We start from the raw sequence: 16,012 nt of genomic DNA, 5'->3' as shown, positions 1-16,012 counted from the left end.
GCAGCAATTTTTGATGTTTCGTTCCATAACAGCCAAGACGATGCCAATAATAATGTAGGCGCTTTAGCAAGTACAAGCACATTAAGTTCACAAACCGTCTATGTAAGAGTAGAAGACCCATTACATCCAGACTGTTATGCAACTACAAGTTTTGAAGTGATAATTAACCCATTACCAGAGCTATTTGCAGTGACAGCATTGCAAGTTTGTGATGATGATACAGATGAATTTGTAGGCTTCCCATTAAGCGATAAAGTATCAGATTTCTTAAACGGACAAACGGGAATAGAAGTGTCTTTCCATGGAACATCATCAGAAGCAATGGCAGATACAGGTGAATTATTTGATGGCTATATTAATACCGATCCAGCAAATCAAACAATTTTTGTACGCTTAGAAAACACCACTACAAATTGTTATAATATCAATTCATTACAACTTGAAGTTTTAGCTAATCCAATCGCTAATACTACGACACCATTAGAAGTATGTGATGATAATACAGACGGATTTGCAGTGTTTAATTTAAGTTTAAGAGATGCAGAAGTCATAGGCACACAAGCCAATATGAGTGTTAGTTATTATGCAGATATGCCAAGTGCAATAGCAGGTGGTAGTCCATTACCAACCAACTACACTAATACATCAGCATATGCACAAGAGATTTATGCACGTATCGATAATGACCTAAGCGATTGTTCAGCAATTACTACGTTACAATTAATAGTTAATCCAAAGCCAACAACTATAGCAGTAACCGCTTATGAATTATGTGATTACGCTAACCCAGGCGATGAAGAAGAAGTATTTGATTTAAGTACAAAGACGACAGAGATTTTGGATGGTCAAGTCAATGTTTCTGTGAGCTATTATGCTAATACAGTAGACGCAGAATCAGGTATCAACGCCATTACAACACCATATACTAATTTAAGTAATCCACAACCAATCATAGCTGTGTTAACTAATACAATCACAAGCTGTAGTTCAACTTTAGGTTTTGATTTAGTAGTCAATCCATTACCAAGTTTAGTGGCTCCAACAGCCTTAGAAGTTTGTGATGACGGTACGCCAGATGGTCTAACCGAAATGGATTTAAGTTTAAAGAATGGAGAGATTACCAGTAATAATCCAGCTTATTCGGTCAACTATTATGAACTTCCAGGTGAAGCGATATCAGGGACGAATCCTTTACCAACGCTTTATACCAATACAAGCAACGGACAAATTATTCATGTACGTGTAGAAGATATTGATACAGGCTGTTATAGTACAACCACTTTAGAATTGATAGTGCAACAAGCACCAATAGCGTTTACACCACAACCATTAAGGTATTGTGACCCAGACAATGATGGCTTTGGCGTGTTTACTTTAACGAATGTTAACAATGAAGTAACAGCAGGTGCACCAGGCTTACAAGTGACTTACCATGAAACAGCAGTTAATGCAGAAAATGGTGTCGATGCAATTGATACGAGTATTGATTACAATAACATTGTTATTAATGAGCAAAAGCTATATGTAAGAGTAGAAAGTGCAACAATAGCGACAGACTGTGCAACAATCGTAGAGTTAGACTTAATCGTAGAGCCAACACCACAACTTGTAGCGCCAACCGCATTAGAAGTTTGTGATGATATTTCAGCCGATGGTTTTGCAATCTTCGATTTAACAAGTAAGGATGCAGAGATTTTAAACGGACAAGATGCTACGCAATATATTGTGAGCTATTATGCTACAGAAGATAATGCGGCAACAGCAAGTAATCCAATAAGCAATCCAACAGCCTATACTAATACGGATCCTTTTAGTCAAATCCTATGGATTAGAGTAGAAGATAATATGACCGTAGAAGGTTGTTATAAGCTAACCAGCTTAGAATTAATAGTAAATCCATTACCAGTTTTAGTGACACCAGCACCAATAGAGTTGTGTGATGTTAATAATCCAGGAGATGAGCAAGAAGGCTTTACATTAGAAGATGCTAATGCAGAGATTTTAAATGGTCAAACAGGTATTACCTTAACGTATTACGAAACACAAGCCGATGCAGATGATGCAATAAATTCAATCGCAAGTCCATACGTTAATACGAGTAATGCACAAACTATTTTTGTACGTGCACAAAACGATATCACAGGTTGTTATAATACAGTAACCGTAACGTTACGTGTTAACCCTATACCATCACCAGAGGCGAGTCCAGAAGCTATAGAAGTTTGTGATGATGATAATGATGGTTTTGGAGCATTTGATTTAGAACAACGTACCATCGCAATCACCAACAGTGAGCCAAATGTTGTCATTACCTATCACGAGACACAGATTGATGCAGAGACAGGAGACAATTCGCTTACTAGTCCTTATACAAATATCGTAGCGAACAATCAATTTTTATATGTACGTTCAGAAAATACATTAACCGGTTGTTATAGTTTAACGACAAATAGGCTAGAGCTTATAGTGCATCCAGCACCAGAAGTGCCAACAGCAATAGAGTCTTATGTTATTTGTGATACAGATAGTAATGGTTTTGCAGCGTTTGACTTAACAACAAAAGACACAGAAATTCTTAACGGACAAAATCCAGCAGATGTTATTTTAACATACCATGTGAGTTTAGCAGACGCAGAAGCAGGTGATAATCCAATTATCAACGTTGGTAACTATACCAACACTGTAAACCCACAAACACTCTATGTACGTTTATATGACCCAATAACAAGTTGTCAAGATACGGGAAGCTTTGAGTTGAGTGTATCTCTACCACCAGTAGCGATTCAACCGACACAATTAAATACCTGTGATGATTTAGGAGAAGTACCAGGCGATGAAATCACTGTTTTTGATTTAACGGTAAAAGATATTGAAATCACAGGCGGTAACGGAAGTTGGTCTGTAGCCTATTATGAGACACAGCTAGATGCGGAAGCACAGCTAAATGTCATTCCAGATCCAACACAATACACTAACACAAGTGTAAATGGTGCAGTAGCTAATCCACAGACTTTATATGCTGTAGTTACAGATACTAACACAGGTTGTACGGATATGGTGACCTTAACGATACGAGTACAACCCAATCCAACACCAACCTTAGTATTACCTAATATAGAATTATGTGATAATGATAATGCAGGTGATGGCGTAGAGCTTTTTGATTTAACAGAAAATGAAGTATTGCTTTTAAATGGCGAAGCCAATGTAACAGCAAGTTACTACGAAACAGCAGATGATGCCGATGCAGGCACCAATGCTATAGTAGACCCAACTGCTTACAGTAATACAGCAACACCAGAGCAAACGATTTATGTAAGAGTAACCAATGATATCACAGGTTGTTATGCACTAGTAGACTTTACAATTATGGTACATCCATTACCAGAGGTTGTAGCAGTAACCGATTTTATACAATGTGAACTCAATACAGATGGCATAGATAGCTTTGATTTAACCACCAAAGATGCTGAAGTCTTAAACGGACAAGATGCCACACAATTTATAGTGACTTATCATGAAGCCTTAATAGATGCCCAAGATGGTGTAAACGCTTTAGTAAGTCCATACACTAATAGCATCAGTAACCCACAGCCAATTTATGTAAGAATTACAAATAACGTAACAGGTTGTGCAATCAGTACCCAAGTATTTAATATAGAAGTACAAGAAGGAGCTAGAGCAGAAGAGGATGTTATCGTTTACGAGCTATGTGATGACAACATGGAAACCGATGGAGATACGACTAATGATAGTGTTCAGTTTGATTTAACAAGCCAAGACATTTTTGTGTTAGACGGTCAAGATGCAACGAACTATGTGGTGACTTACTATGCAACACTAGAAGACGCTAACTTAAAGGTGAACCCATTACCAACGTTGTATGAAAATGTGGTTAACCCACAAGTGATATATGGACGAGTAGATAATGACACACCAGATGTCGTAACCGGAAATGATACCTCAGTATGTTACGCGATAGCAGAAGTCAGTTTAGAAGTGAATCCATTACCAGAATTTGATTTAGACGATGAATACATTTTATGTATAAACACCAATGGCTCTGAAATATTAGACCCATTAGTAATAGATACATTCTTGTCAACATCAGATTATAGTTTTGTATGGACTTATGAAGGTGTAGACATAACAGGAGCAACAGAAGCGACATTAATGCCAACAGCAGGTGGAATTTATGGTGTAACGATAACAAATCTAATCACAGGTTGTGAAAATACAGATGACACTCTAGTCACAGAAAGTGAGCCACCAAGTTTAACAATAGAACAATTAACACAAGCTTTTGCAGAAAATCACGTTCTACAAGTAGTGTTAGGAGATGAGATCGGAGAGTATGAGTTTAGTTTAGATGGCGGACCATGGCAAGATGAACTTATATTTAGTAATGTTTCTTCAGGTGAGCATGAGATAGTAGCTAGAGACAAGAATGGCTGTGGAAGTGAGAGTGCTACGACGTTTATCGTAGATTATCCATTGTATTTTACACCTAATGGAGATGGATTTAACGAAACTTGGAACATCGCAGGTATTGGAAGTAATGCAAAAATTTATATATTTGACAGATACGGAAAGTTGTTAAAGCAATTGAGTCCAGAAGGAAGCGGTTGGGATGGAACGTTTAATGGCAATAGAATGCCAACAAGTGACTACTGGTTTACAGTAGAGTACGACGAACCAGGAACAGATATACGTAAAGAATTTAAAGCCCATTTTACCTTGAAACGATAAGAAAAATATGAAATTAAAAAAGTATTGTTTAGTAGCCTTAATATCCTTGGTAGCAAATTTCGGTTTTGCTCAAGAAGGTATCCCTATTTATTCAGATTATTTAACAGACAATTATTACTTAATTCACCCGTCAATGGCTGGTGTTGCAAATTGTGCTAAAATAAGGTTAACAGCAAGGCAGCAATGGTTTGGTGTTGATGATGCGCCTAGCTTGCAAACATTGAGTATGAATGGCAGACTAGGAGATTCTCCTGTAGCTCTTGGTGGTGTTTTGTTTAATGATGCCAATGGTTACCACTCAACCGTTGGTGGTTATGCAACTTTTGCTTACCACTTAATGTTCTCTAGAAATGAGATCGATTTAAATATGCTATCATTTGGTATAAGTGCTGGATTTTTACAATATAAGTTAGATGAAACAAGTTGGTTAGCGCCTGGTGAGTTTGATACAGCTGTTGCTGGTATAGAACAAAGCGCGACTAATTTTAATATTGACTTTGGTTTCTCTTATCATTTTGTAGATTTTTATGCTCACTTTACTGCTAAAAATATTTTAGATAATTCTGGCGTAAATTATAATCAAAATGGAGAGTTTGAATTTAAAAACTTAAGAACTTATTTGCTTTCTTCTGGATATACTTTTAGTAAGTTTGGTAGCGAGTGGAGCTATGAACCTTCTATAATGTATATGTATAGGGATGCAACAGAAGAATCTTCTATTGACATTAACGGAAAGGTTTATAAAGAAATGGATTTTGGTAAAGTTTGGGGTGGATTATCTTATAGACGTAGTTTAGATGGCGCTCAGTTTCAAGATGGAGCTGGTGTAAGCAGTCAAAAATTACAATATGTAACTCCGTTTATAGGAATAGATTATAACAACTTTGTATTTGCTTATACATATTCTTATCAAGCTAATACAGTGAATTTTAATACAGGTGGTTTTCATCAGTTTACTTTAGGTTTCAACTTTAACTGTAGAAGAGAGAAGTATGAGTGTAATTGTCCTGCAATTAACTAATGATATAACAATATTAAAAAAGGCTCAATGAAAATTGAGCCTTTTTCTTGTTTTAAATTATTCCCATTTGTAGTTTTTCTTTTCAGCTTGTGATTTTAACGCTTTAAGCATTGCATTTTCTAAACTGTTAGTGTTATCAGTATTTTGCTTCGCTACATAATTGCGTCGTTTTATATTTAAAGCTTCAATTTCATTTTGAAGTTTTTCTCTAGTCTTAGCTTTCTTTTCAACATAAGTTTTAATTTCATCTTTAGACTTTCCTTTTAATTCTTCTGGTAATTCTTTTTCATCTAATTCATCATAAGAAAAATCCTCTTCTTTTCCCGCATCTACTAAATCCCAAGAACTGTTTTTATATAAACGGGAACTTTTGCTAACTGTTCTACTTACGGCATTAGCTTTATTATAACTCATAGCATTGATATCTTGCTCTGCTTGCATTTCTAGTTTTTTTCTACCAGCATTACCATAAGCAACATACGTTTTATTCAATTTTTCATTGAGTTCTAAAATTTTATCATCATATGGAGAGGCAACGTGTACGGTTGCTTCATTGTGATTTATTGCCATATAATTTCCGTGGGTTAAATCTGCACCATCTTTCCAATATGCAGAGATACCTTGATTATAATCGCCACAAAAAATAGTGTTTACAGTGACACCATTTTGGTGTGCTAGTTTAGAAGCATCCTTATAACTCACATTTCCTTGTGAGTAAGGCTCATTTCCTGCTATGAATATTAACTTTAAATCTTCTTTACTTGTTCCCCATTCTAATTGGTTCAGTGCAGTTTTAATAACCTTTCCACAGAATTCATTTCCACCATTTGTAGTTAAAGAGAATAATGATTTTGAAATTTCGTCCAAATCGTCACTAAAAGCAATAACCTGCCTGAGGTAGCCTTCTTCTGCATTAAGGTTATCATTTCCATATTCGTATAATGCAATTTTTAGATTAGGACTGTCACCTTCGCATTTTGCATAAGATAATTCATTTACAATCTTCCAAAGTTGTGCTTTGGCTTGGTCTATTAAACCGTCCATACTATTACTAGTATCTAGTAGAAGCGCAACTTTAATTTGGGGTTGGTTTTCTTTAGAGTTTGTATTAATCACAGTTTCTGCAATTAATTCAGTTGACGGATTTGGTTTTTTGTTATTTGCATTACAAGCCATTAATGTTGTAAGGCTTAATGCTAAGACTAAAGGTTTAAAATGTGTTTTCATAATCAATTTATTTTTTGTCGTTTGTAATCAATGGAATTATGGTTTCTTCTTCTTTTAAATAGTCTTCTAGCTCATAAATGTTCTTATAATCATAGCCATAAAGATTTATAAATGTTGGGATGTTTAAAGCGAGTCTAACTGATTTATCAAAAAGTGAAGGCTTCTGACTCTCAAAATTATTGTTACAATAAATTAAGATTCTTGTTTTGTTATCTGGAATTATAGATTTTAAATTCGCTTCGGTAAAATCTGAAAAATTTAAATGTATTGCACCTTTAATATGTATTTCATCAAAAGCTTTTTTAGATCTTGTATCCAAAATTATGGTGTTAGATTCTAGTCTGTAGATATTAAAAGTAGCTTCGTCTATCAATCTAGCTTCTCTATAAGTTCTTAGACTATCGCTTAGTGTTACAAACCCGTCGTAATTGACTTTTTTAGTTACTAAATTTTGTTTGTTTTGGGCAAAGCTTAAGCTTATTGAAAATATGAGAATAACGTAGATTGAAATTATTTTTAGTTTTATCATAATTTCTAATTTTTAGTATTTAATTCTTTTACGTCAATAGCTCCGTTTGGAGATATCACATAATATTTGTGGTCTATTTTTGTTTCAACAACAGGTGTTGGTTTTTGTTCTTTTGGTTTTGGAGTGAATACGAGTTTTATGTTCATGCCTATTTGGACAACCGGTTCTAAAATAGACGGATTAACAACCACATCATAAGTTTCGTAAGTAAGTGGTTGATAATAATAAGAAGTTTGTTTTTTTACTGTTGTTACGCCTTTGTTTTTGCTTAAAGCTTCAACAGAAGTACTGTTATAGGCTTGGTAGCTCTGGTAGAAATCTTTTGGGAAATAACAGTATTTATCATCTGCAATGGCAACATCATAATTAGCCATGTTAAAGCCTAGAGCTTTATAATAACTTTTTTTCTCTTCTATAAGTTTTAATAATTCATTTTGAAGATTTTTATAAACCTCCTGTATGTTTTCAATATAATAATCGACCTTAACTAAATTATAAACTTCATTTTGTGCACAAGCTTCTAAAATGGCTTCATACTGATTTGTTTTTGAGAATTGTATATGAATGTTCTGTTGCAATTCAAATCCCTTAGGCACTTCAGAATACGTTTTACTGAATAGTTTCTTAGTGACTTCAACTTCATAAATAGGAATAAAAGAAATCACATCAATAGCAATATCTTTTTGAGTAATCCTTTTAGCGTTTAAACGGCGTTTAATACTATCAATACGTTCCTTCATTAATTGATTCGTTTTTTCTGCAGAAGGACCCATTTGAGACACGTTAAAAATAGCTGTGTAAGTTGTTGCACTAACATTTTGAAGTGCTTTTACATCAACAGTCAAAACATTACTTGGATAAAGCGTTTTGTTAATTTGGTGCTGAACGGTTGGGTTGTAAATTTGGGCGTTTCCAGAAGATAAAATATTTTGCCTCGAAATATCTTGGGTAATTTCATTATAGTTTCCTCTGTGTTGTGCTGAAAGATTTATACTAAATAAGAGTATTAGTACTATACCTAAATTGATTGTTTTCATAATTCATTGTTGTTTTTTGATTCGTTGGTAAAGCTCTGCCGAAAAAACATTGAAATAAAACCAGAATGAGTGAAGTAGTCCTTTAGATGAGTAAACCTGACTCGTATTTTAGTATAAGTGGCTTTTTAATGGTGAAAATGAACTCGATTCTACAATACCCATTTTTTGAAACCAAATAAAGTATGTAAGTTTAGTGCAACAAATAAAATGTTACGTGAAATTTTTTAAATCATATTGTTTTCTATTACTGTTCTGGTTCGTTGGGTTTTTATCCTTCGCACAACAAGAAAGACTAGATAATAGAGCTTCTAATAACACTGCTGTGTTTACTATTAGAGGTTCTGTGTATGAAAAAGAATCGTACACACCTTATAAAAATGTTGAGATTGTAGTAAATGGCGGACGATATACACGAACCTTTGCAGATGGTACCTTTAATTTGGAAGTTAAAATTGGAGATGAACTAATTATTAGTCATAATGATTTTGAAACCATCTATTATACAGTAACATCAGATGAGCGTATTACCATAGAAGTTATTGATGCCAAACAAAATGGTAGAAGTAAAAGACTGTCGAGCGATTTTAAGCGGTTTAACGAGATGATAGATTCTGCAGATGTCTATTTAAAGAAAGATGCAGAAAAGAGTATAAAGTTTATTGGAAATGCTTTAAATGTAGAGATTAATGCGGAGCAAAGTGCACAGGCACATGAGTTGTTGGGAGACGTTTATGTGTATTGGAAACAATATGACTTAGCTATTTCGGCCTTTAAAATAAGTTTACAAAATGCATCAACGGCTTCTGCAAAGCTAAAATTGGCTGAAGCTTATAGAAATGATGGTGATTTTAATACAAGTCTTTCAACTTACCAACAGATTGACGAAAAGGACTTGTCTAATTATCAAAAAACGGTTTGGTTTGAAGGTCTTGGAGATACTTACGTAAATTTGAAGGATTATGCCAAAGCGATAAAAGCGTACGAAGACGGATTAAAAGTGGCTAATAAACACTTAATAGCTCCCAAAGTCACAGATTTAAACTCTAAAATGGCACAAGTTTATAGTGATCAAGGGCAAACGAATAAAGCGAAATTACTTTTTAGTAATTCGTTGAATTTAGCTAAGAATGAAAACAAAAAACGTGCTGTTGAAGAGCAAGTAAAGGTTGCAGAATTTAATAGTATCAATGCAGATTACGACGACGAAATTGTTTTAAGAAAACAAGCTATTGAAGGCATAAAGGATATTGAGAGAGATTCTGTTATTGCTAATGAAAGTCCCATAACAACACAAAAACAAAATTATAAAATTGGTAATGCTTATTATCTTCAAAATGATTTAGAAAGTGCTATTCCTTATTACGAAAAGAGTAGAGAAGAAGCCGACGAAAAAGAAGATTTAGATGTAAAATTAGATGCGACACGTAAATTGTCTGAAGCACATTTAAAATCCGGAAACACAGAAAAAGCAATAGAGTATAATGACGAATATAAAAATGTTGTTGACGAGTTATATGCAAAAAAAATACAAGAAATTTCAAGAGCAGCACGTGCTAGTAGAAGTATAGCAGAGCAACAAAGTAGAATTACATCTTTAGAAAGCGATAGAGCGTTATCTAAAAGTACTTATGAGTTAACGCAAGAACGAAATAAAAGTCAGCAACTCATTATTTACAGTTTAATAGGTGGTTTGGTATTGCTTTTAATTACAGGGTATCTAATGTTTAAATACATTAAACAACAACGTTTGGCAAATAATTTATTGGCTTTAAAATCTTTAAGAAGTCAAATGAATCCGCACTTTATCTTTAATGCTTTAAATTCTGTAAATACATTTATTGCTACTAATGACGAACGCACAGCAAATAAATATTTAACGGATTTTTCTAAATTAATGAGAGCTGTTCTAGAAAATAGCGAAGAAGATTTTATTCCGCTTAAAAAGGAAATTGAATTGCTAAATTTATATACCAAGCTCGAACATTTTAGATTTCAAGATAAATTTGATTATTCTATAGATGTGGATGAAACTATTGATGTTGAAGAATTTCAGATTCCACCAATGTTATTACAACCTTATATAGAAAATGCGGTTTGGCATGGTTTGCGTTATAAAACCGAAAAAGGGCATTTAAATATTAATATTCAACCAAAAACTAAAGATGAGATAACCATTACTATTTCGGATGATGGTATAGGAAGAGAGCGTTCTAAAGCTTTAAAAACGGATCATCAGAAAAAGCAAAATTCAAAAGGTATGAACAACATTAAAAAGCGTGTTGCTATTTTGAATGAAATGTATAAAGATAAAGTAGATGTTACTATTGCAGATTTTCAAGATTTAGAAGATGCAGGTACTAAGGTTGTTGTGACATTAAAAAAAGATTAATTATGAAATTAAAAGCCATAATAGTAGAAGACGAAGAAAATAGTAGACTAATTCTTAGAAATTATCTGACTAAATATTGCCCAAATATTTCAATTTTAGGAGAAGCTGCAAATGTTGAAGAAGCTTTAGTTCTAATCAAAAACAATGATTTAGATGTTGTGTTTTTAGATGTAGAAATGCCTTATGGAAATGCCTTTGATTTATTAGATCAAGTAGATGATATTAATTTTGAAACCATATTTGTAACCGCATATAACCATTATGCCATTGATGCTTTAAATGCACATGCTTCTTACTATTTAATGAAACCGATTTCTATTGATGAGTTAATAAAAGCTGTTGATTATGTTACAGAAATTAGAACAAAGGAAGATGCGTTACAGGATCAGGTTTTAGTTCCAAAGACAAACTCGGTTAATGGAAAAATTACTATTCCGCAGCAAGATGGTTTTGAAGTAATAGAAACAGCAGACATTATGTATTGCAAGGCTGATGATAATTACACCGAAATTCATCTTAATAATAACAAAAAGAAACTTGTCAGTAAAACATTAAAATATATTGAAGAAAGCCTAGCAGAAGCCAATTTTGCAAGAGTACATAAAAGCTATTTGGTAAATGTCAATGAAATTGTAAAATACGTAAAAGGAAAAGGCGGAAGTGTAATACTAAGTAACGGAAAAGAAATATTGGTATCTGCTTCTAAGAAATCTGATTTGTTGTCTTATTTTAAGTAGAAATTAAGATTTAGGGAATTTAAACTTTTTGATTCCATCTATTAATTTATCCAAATTAAATGAAGCAAAAATTAATAGAAATGAAGATAAGAATCCTCTAAATTGGTTAGTTATAGATTCCTCATAAAAGGAGTTATAAATGGATGCAATCAAGCCTAAAATTCCAATAACTAAAAGTGTGTACTTTAATAATTTCATTTTTAATAATGCTTATGTTCACTTTATAAGTAGTTGGTTTATTTGTTTTGTTACAAAGTTTATTTAAAACACTACTAAATGCTCAATTCCACAACCAATCCTTCATTAGAACGTACATTAAAAACCGTATTGTCTTCAAAAATTAAATATTGGCCTTTAATGCCAACTAATTTTCCTGAGTAATTTGGAGTTTTACTTAGATTAAGACTTTTAGGTTTTATAGGATATTGTTCTACGGGAAAATGTATATGTGTTTCCGTATTGTTTTCAATAAAATAAGGTTGTGCTTCATCAGGAATGTATTGTTTTAATTTTTGTCGCCATTCTAGTAAATCTTCATCCTTAATATCATTTTTTAACATGGTTCGCCAGTTAGTTTTGTCCGCAACATGGTCTTTTAGTGCAACTTCAGTAATTCCGGCTAAATAACGGTTAGGGACTTCTACAATTTCTATCGCTTCATGTGCACCTTGGTCAATCCAACGTGTTGGTACTTGGCCTTTTCTTGTAACACCAACTTTTACGTTGCTAGAGTTCGCTAAATATACAATGTGTGGTTGTAGTTGTACTTGTTTTTCAAATTCTAAGTCTCTATCTTCAATACCTAAATGTGCTGTACTTAATTCTGGTCTCATAATCCAATCACCGGCTAATGGTTTATCAAAAAAGCAAGTTTTACAAAAGCCTTGTCTGTAAATAGGCTTATCTAATCTACAGCTTAAGCATTGGTGTCCAACAAGTTTAATCCTAATGGTTTTGTCTAACAGTTGGTTCATTTGTATGAAATCATTTTCAAAGACCAAATAGTATTGAATTGGGTCTGAAAATTCAGTTTGCATTTTTGTGAGAACTCCTGTAAAAACCATAAAAGAATTTAGTATTTTTATCATTCAAGCTTCAAAAGGATAAAACTTAGAAGACTGATATGAATATTAGAATATTAGATTCAAAATTACAAACAATAACTGAAATATTAAATCTCGTTTAGCGAGTAAAGATAGTTTATCCATGCCAATTCCTATTGTAAATTCTATTGCTTCTTGGTTTTTGAAAAAACGATTTCATCAAATTGAATTGTTTATTAAATATCCAAATGAAGTACAAAACGAGTTGCTTTTTAGCTTGCTAAAAGTAGCAAGAGATACTGAGATTGGTAGAAAGTATAACTTCGATTCTATAAAAAGCTATAGAGAATTCAATCAACGTATTCCTATTGTTAATTATGAAGAATTTCAACCTTTAATTGAACGTTCTCGAAATGGAGAACAAAATATTTTCTGGCCCACTTCTATAAAATGGTTTGCTAAATCTAGTGGAACTACTAATGCCAAAAGTAAATTTATTCCGGTAAGTACAGAGTCTTTAGAGGATTGCCATTATGCAGCAAGCAAGGATTTACTGTGTATGTATCTAAATAATAATGAAGATGCACAGTTGTTTACAGGTAAGAGTCTACGATTAGGAGGAAGTAAAGAATTGTACAAAGAAAAAGGTACTGTATTTGGGGATTTAAGCGCTATACTTATTGATAACATGCCATTTTGGGCAGAATTTAGTAGTACACCAAGTAATAGAGTCTCTTTAATGAGCGATTGGGAAACCAAAATGCAAGCTATTGTAGAAGAAACTATAGAGGAAAACGTAACAAGTCTCGCAGGCGTGCCTTCTTGGATGTTGGTTTTGCTCAATAACGTGTTAGATAAAACAGGAAAAGATAATCTTTTTGATATTTGGCCAAACCTTGAAGTTTATTTTCATGGAGGTGTAAGTTTTGATCCATACGTAGAACAGTATAAAGCAATCTTACCTTCTAATAAATTTAGATATTACGAAATATATAATGCCTCTGAAGGCTTCTTTGCGATACAGGATCAGAATAATTCTAGCGATTTATTATTGATGCTAGACTATGGGATTTTCTATGAATTTATACCCATGGATTCCTATAAAACATTGCAACAAAGAGTTATTCCGTTAAGTGATGTGGAACTCAATACTAACTATGCGGTATTAATTACCACTAATGCTGGTTTATGGCGCTATAAAATTGGAGATACTATAAAATTTGTGAGTTTAAGTCCACATAGAATTAAAGTTACAGGTAGAACAAAACACCATATAAATGCTTTTGGAGAAGAGTTAATAATTGAAAATGCAGAAATGGCATTTAAAAGTGTCTGTAAACAAACAGCTGCAGAAATAGTAGATTATACAGCAGCTCCAATTTTTATGGAAGGTAAAGAAAAAGGTGCTCACGAGTGGATTATTGAGTTTAAAACACCTCCTGCAGATATGTCTAATTTTGAAATTTTATTTGACGAGGAATTAAAAGCATTGAACTCAGATTACGAAGCTAAACGTTTAAATAACATGACGTTAAATAAGCCTAAAATTCATAGTGCACGCACTAACTTATTTTACGATTGGCTAAAGGATAACGATAAACTTGGAGGTCAGCATAAGGTGCCTCGTTTGTCTAATTCTAGAGTTTATTTAGAAGAATTACTTCGTTTGAATAATTAATAATCACATATTTCTACTATAAATAATTGTAATTCACGTTACCTTATCGATAAAAAAGTGTTGCTTATCCAATATAAGTGCTGATGTACGACCAGTTTCTTAGGTTAATTGTATCTTTAGAATGTATTAATCCATTATTCCCTCAATTATGAAATTTACTTTTCATGCGCTTTGCGTAATTATGTTCTGTGCATACGGCTTGTATGAAATTACAGATCCTGTAAAACGAACTAAAGTTGACGCTCTTAATAAAAGTGGCTATGCTTTTGAAGTTGAAGTCTCAAAAATAAATTCAGATTACTCTGAGATTGCTAGTGCAATGTTTAGAAATAAACTAGTAATTGTATCATCTAAAAAGATTGGTGGTTTAGGTTCTGGTAAGGATCCGAAAACAAAAGAACCTTATACTGATTTATTTTGTTTAGATGTCAAAGGAGCTAATAGTTTCTCTCAACCATTTTTATTTAGTAGAATTTTAAATACAAAAGGTAATGAAGGCCAAGTTTCTTTTTCTCCAGACGAGCATACTATTTATTACACAAGAAGTGAAAGAGGTAGTGAAGGTAATTACAAAATATATAAGGCTGATTTAAAAAAGAATTCTCAGGGTAAATGGATGAACGAAACAGAATTATCTATTAGTAGTGATGATTATTCAGTAGAAAATCCACATGTATCTGCGGATGGTAAATTTTTATTTTTCTCATCTAATATGAAAGATGGATTTGGTGGATTTGATATTTACATGGCAAGAATTAATAAAGATGGAAGTATAGGTGCTTATGTCAATCTGGGAGATAAAGTTAATTCAGAAAAAAATGAAAAATACCCATTTACAACAGATGACAATAAAGAATTATATTTCTCTTCTACAGGTCATGGAAGTTTAGGTGGTTATGATATATTCATTTCTAACAGAAGGAATATTGCCTATAGTGAACCTAGAAATTTAGGAAGAGCAATTAATTCTAACAGAGATGAGATTGCTTTTATGATAATTAATGGAGAAACAGGTGTTTTTTCATCTAATAAAGATAAAAGAACATATGCTTATAATATGTACCACGTTCAAGCCGAAATGATTTATAAAAATTTAGAAGGTATTATTACTACAGAAGACGATAAAAAGTTGCCAAATACAACTGTAGTTTTATTAGATGACGAAGGTAAAGAGTTAGAGCGTCAAATAACAAGTGCTGATGCATCTTATCATTTTAAGTTAAAGCCTTATGATTATTATCAAATTGTAGTAGAGAAGGATGGTTATTTGAATTATAAGGAAGAACTCGCTCCTAATGCATATTCTGAGAAGTCAGTTCTAAAAATGGCAACAAAGAAAGTTAAAGTAAGTTATATTAAAGTTAAAAAATAGCATTTAAACCGAAAATTATGTTTTTAATATGAGTTGAGCGATGGATATAATCGTTTTAACCAATATTATTCTCAATAAGTACTTTCGTCAATCATTGCTGTTATATTTGATAAAAATTAATGTGCTATTAACTTTTACAATTATTTAAAAATATTGCTAGCAATATTAATTAATTTGATCCCTAACATAAAAAGCCACAATTTCTAAATTGAAATTGTGGCTTTTAGTTT

General features: G+C 32.7%; 11 protein-coding genes. 6 read left to right on the top strand and 5 right to left on the bottom strand.

What is annotated here, in order from left to right:
- Together Q0807_RS04800 and Q0807_RS04795 are read left to right on the top strand one after the other, a co-directional pair.
- Positions 1 to 4,749: T9SS type B sorting domain-containing protein (locus tag Q0807_RS04800; protein WP_299106978.1), on the top strand; the 4,749-nt coding region annotated here is incomplete at its 5' end.
- A 7-nt stretch (positions 4,750 to 4,756) separates the two neighbouring features.
- Positions 4,757 to 5,770: a type IX secretion system membrane protein PorP/SprF gene (locus tag Q0807_RS04795; RefSeq protein WP_299106977.1), complete on the top strand. Its 1,014-nt coding sequence runs from the start codon at positions 4,757 to 4,759 to the stop codon at positions 5,768 to 5,770.
- Between the two features lie 57 nt (positions 5,771 to 5,827).
- On the opposite strand, the gene Q0807_RS04790 is transcribed toward Q0807_RS04795, so the two are convergent.
- The 3 genes from Q0807_RS04790 to Q0807_RS04780 are packed head-to-tail and all read right to left on the bottom strand — an operon-like array spanning position 5,828 to position 8,563.
- Positions 5,828 to 6,997, bottom strand: coding sequence for a VWA domain-containing protein (locus Q0807_RS04790; protein WP_299106974.1), 1,170 nt, complete (start codon positions 6,995 to 6,997; stop codon positions 5,828 to 5,830).
- Between the two features lie 7 nt (positions 6,998 to 7,004).
- The gene (locus Q0807_RS04785; RefSeq protein WP_299106971.1) at positions 7,005 to 7,526 is read right to left on the bottom strand and encodes a rhodanese-like domain-containing protein; all 522 of its coding nucleotides are present in this window, start codon (positions 7,524 to 7,526) and stop codon (positions 7,005 to 7,007) included.
- 5 nt (positions 7,527 to 7,531) lie between these two features.
- Positions 7,532 to 8,563 carry an SIMPL domain-containing protein gene (locus tag Q0807_RS04780; protein ID WP_299106969.1) on the bottom strand — a complete coding sequence of 344 codons (1,032 nt, stop codon included), beginning with the start codon at positions 8,561 to 8,563 and terminating at the stop codon, positions 7,532 to 7,534.
- 214 nt (positions 8,564 to 8,777) lie between these two features.
- Between Q0807_RS04780 and Q0807_RS04775 the strand changes: the two genes are divergently transcribed.
- Positions 8,778 to 10,952: a histidine kinase gene (locus tag Q0807_RS04775; protein WP_299106967.1), complete on the top strand. Its 2,175-nt coding sequence runs from the start codon at positions 8,778 to 8,780 to the stop codon at positions 10,950 to 10,952.
- A 2-nt stretch (positions 10,953 to 10,954) separates the two neighbouring features.
- Entirely contained in the window at positions 10,955 to 11,689 is a 735-nt protein-coding gene (locus tag Q0807_RS04770; protein ID WP_299106965.1) for a LytTR family DNA-binding domain-containing protein, read from the top strand.
- 3 nt (positions 11,690 to 11,692) lie between these two features.
- Here Q0807_RS04770 and Q0807_RS04765 read toward each other — a convergent pair whose 3' ends face one another.
- Both Q0807_RS04765 and Q0807_RS04760 read right to left on the bottom strand, forming a co-directional pair.
- On the bottom strand, positions 11,693 to 11,887 hold the full coding sequence (locus Q0807_RS04765; RefSeq protein ID WP_299106963.1) for a hypothetical protein: 195 nt from the start codon (positions 11,885 to 11,887) through the stop codon (positions 11,693 to 11,695).
- Between the two features lie 74 nt (positions 11,888 to 11,961).
- Entirely contained in the window at positions 11,962 to 12,753 is a 792-nt protein-coding gene (locus Q0807_RS04760) for a DUF2797 domain-containing protein (RefSeq protein ID WP_299106998.1), read from the bottom strand.
- A gap of 142 nt (positions 12,754 to 12,895) precedes the next feature.
- Here Q0807_RS04760 and Q0807_RS04755 point away from each other — a divergent pair, with 142 nt between their 5' ends.
- Complete coding sequence (locus Q0807_RS04755) at positions 12,896 to 14,410, top strand: GH3 auxin-responsive promoter family protein (protein WP_299106948.1); 1,515 nt, start codon at positions 12,896 to 12,898, stop codon at positions 14,408 to 14,410.
- Positions 14,411 to 14,558: 148 nt separating this feature from the next.
- A complete protein-coding gene (locus tag Q0807_RS04750; RefSeq protein WP_299106947.1) occupies positions 14,559 to 15,782 on the top strand; it encodes a hypothetical protein in 1,224 nt (407 codons plus the stop codon).
- Positions 15,783 to 16,012 lie beyond the last annotated feature (230 nt).

Source organism: uncultured Winogradskyella sp., from assembly GCF_947495255.1.
GTDB lineage: Bacteria > Bacteroidota > Bacteroidia > Flavobacteriales > Flavobacteriaceae > Winogradskyella.
This window is presented reverse-complemented; position numbering and strand designations above follow the sequence as displayed.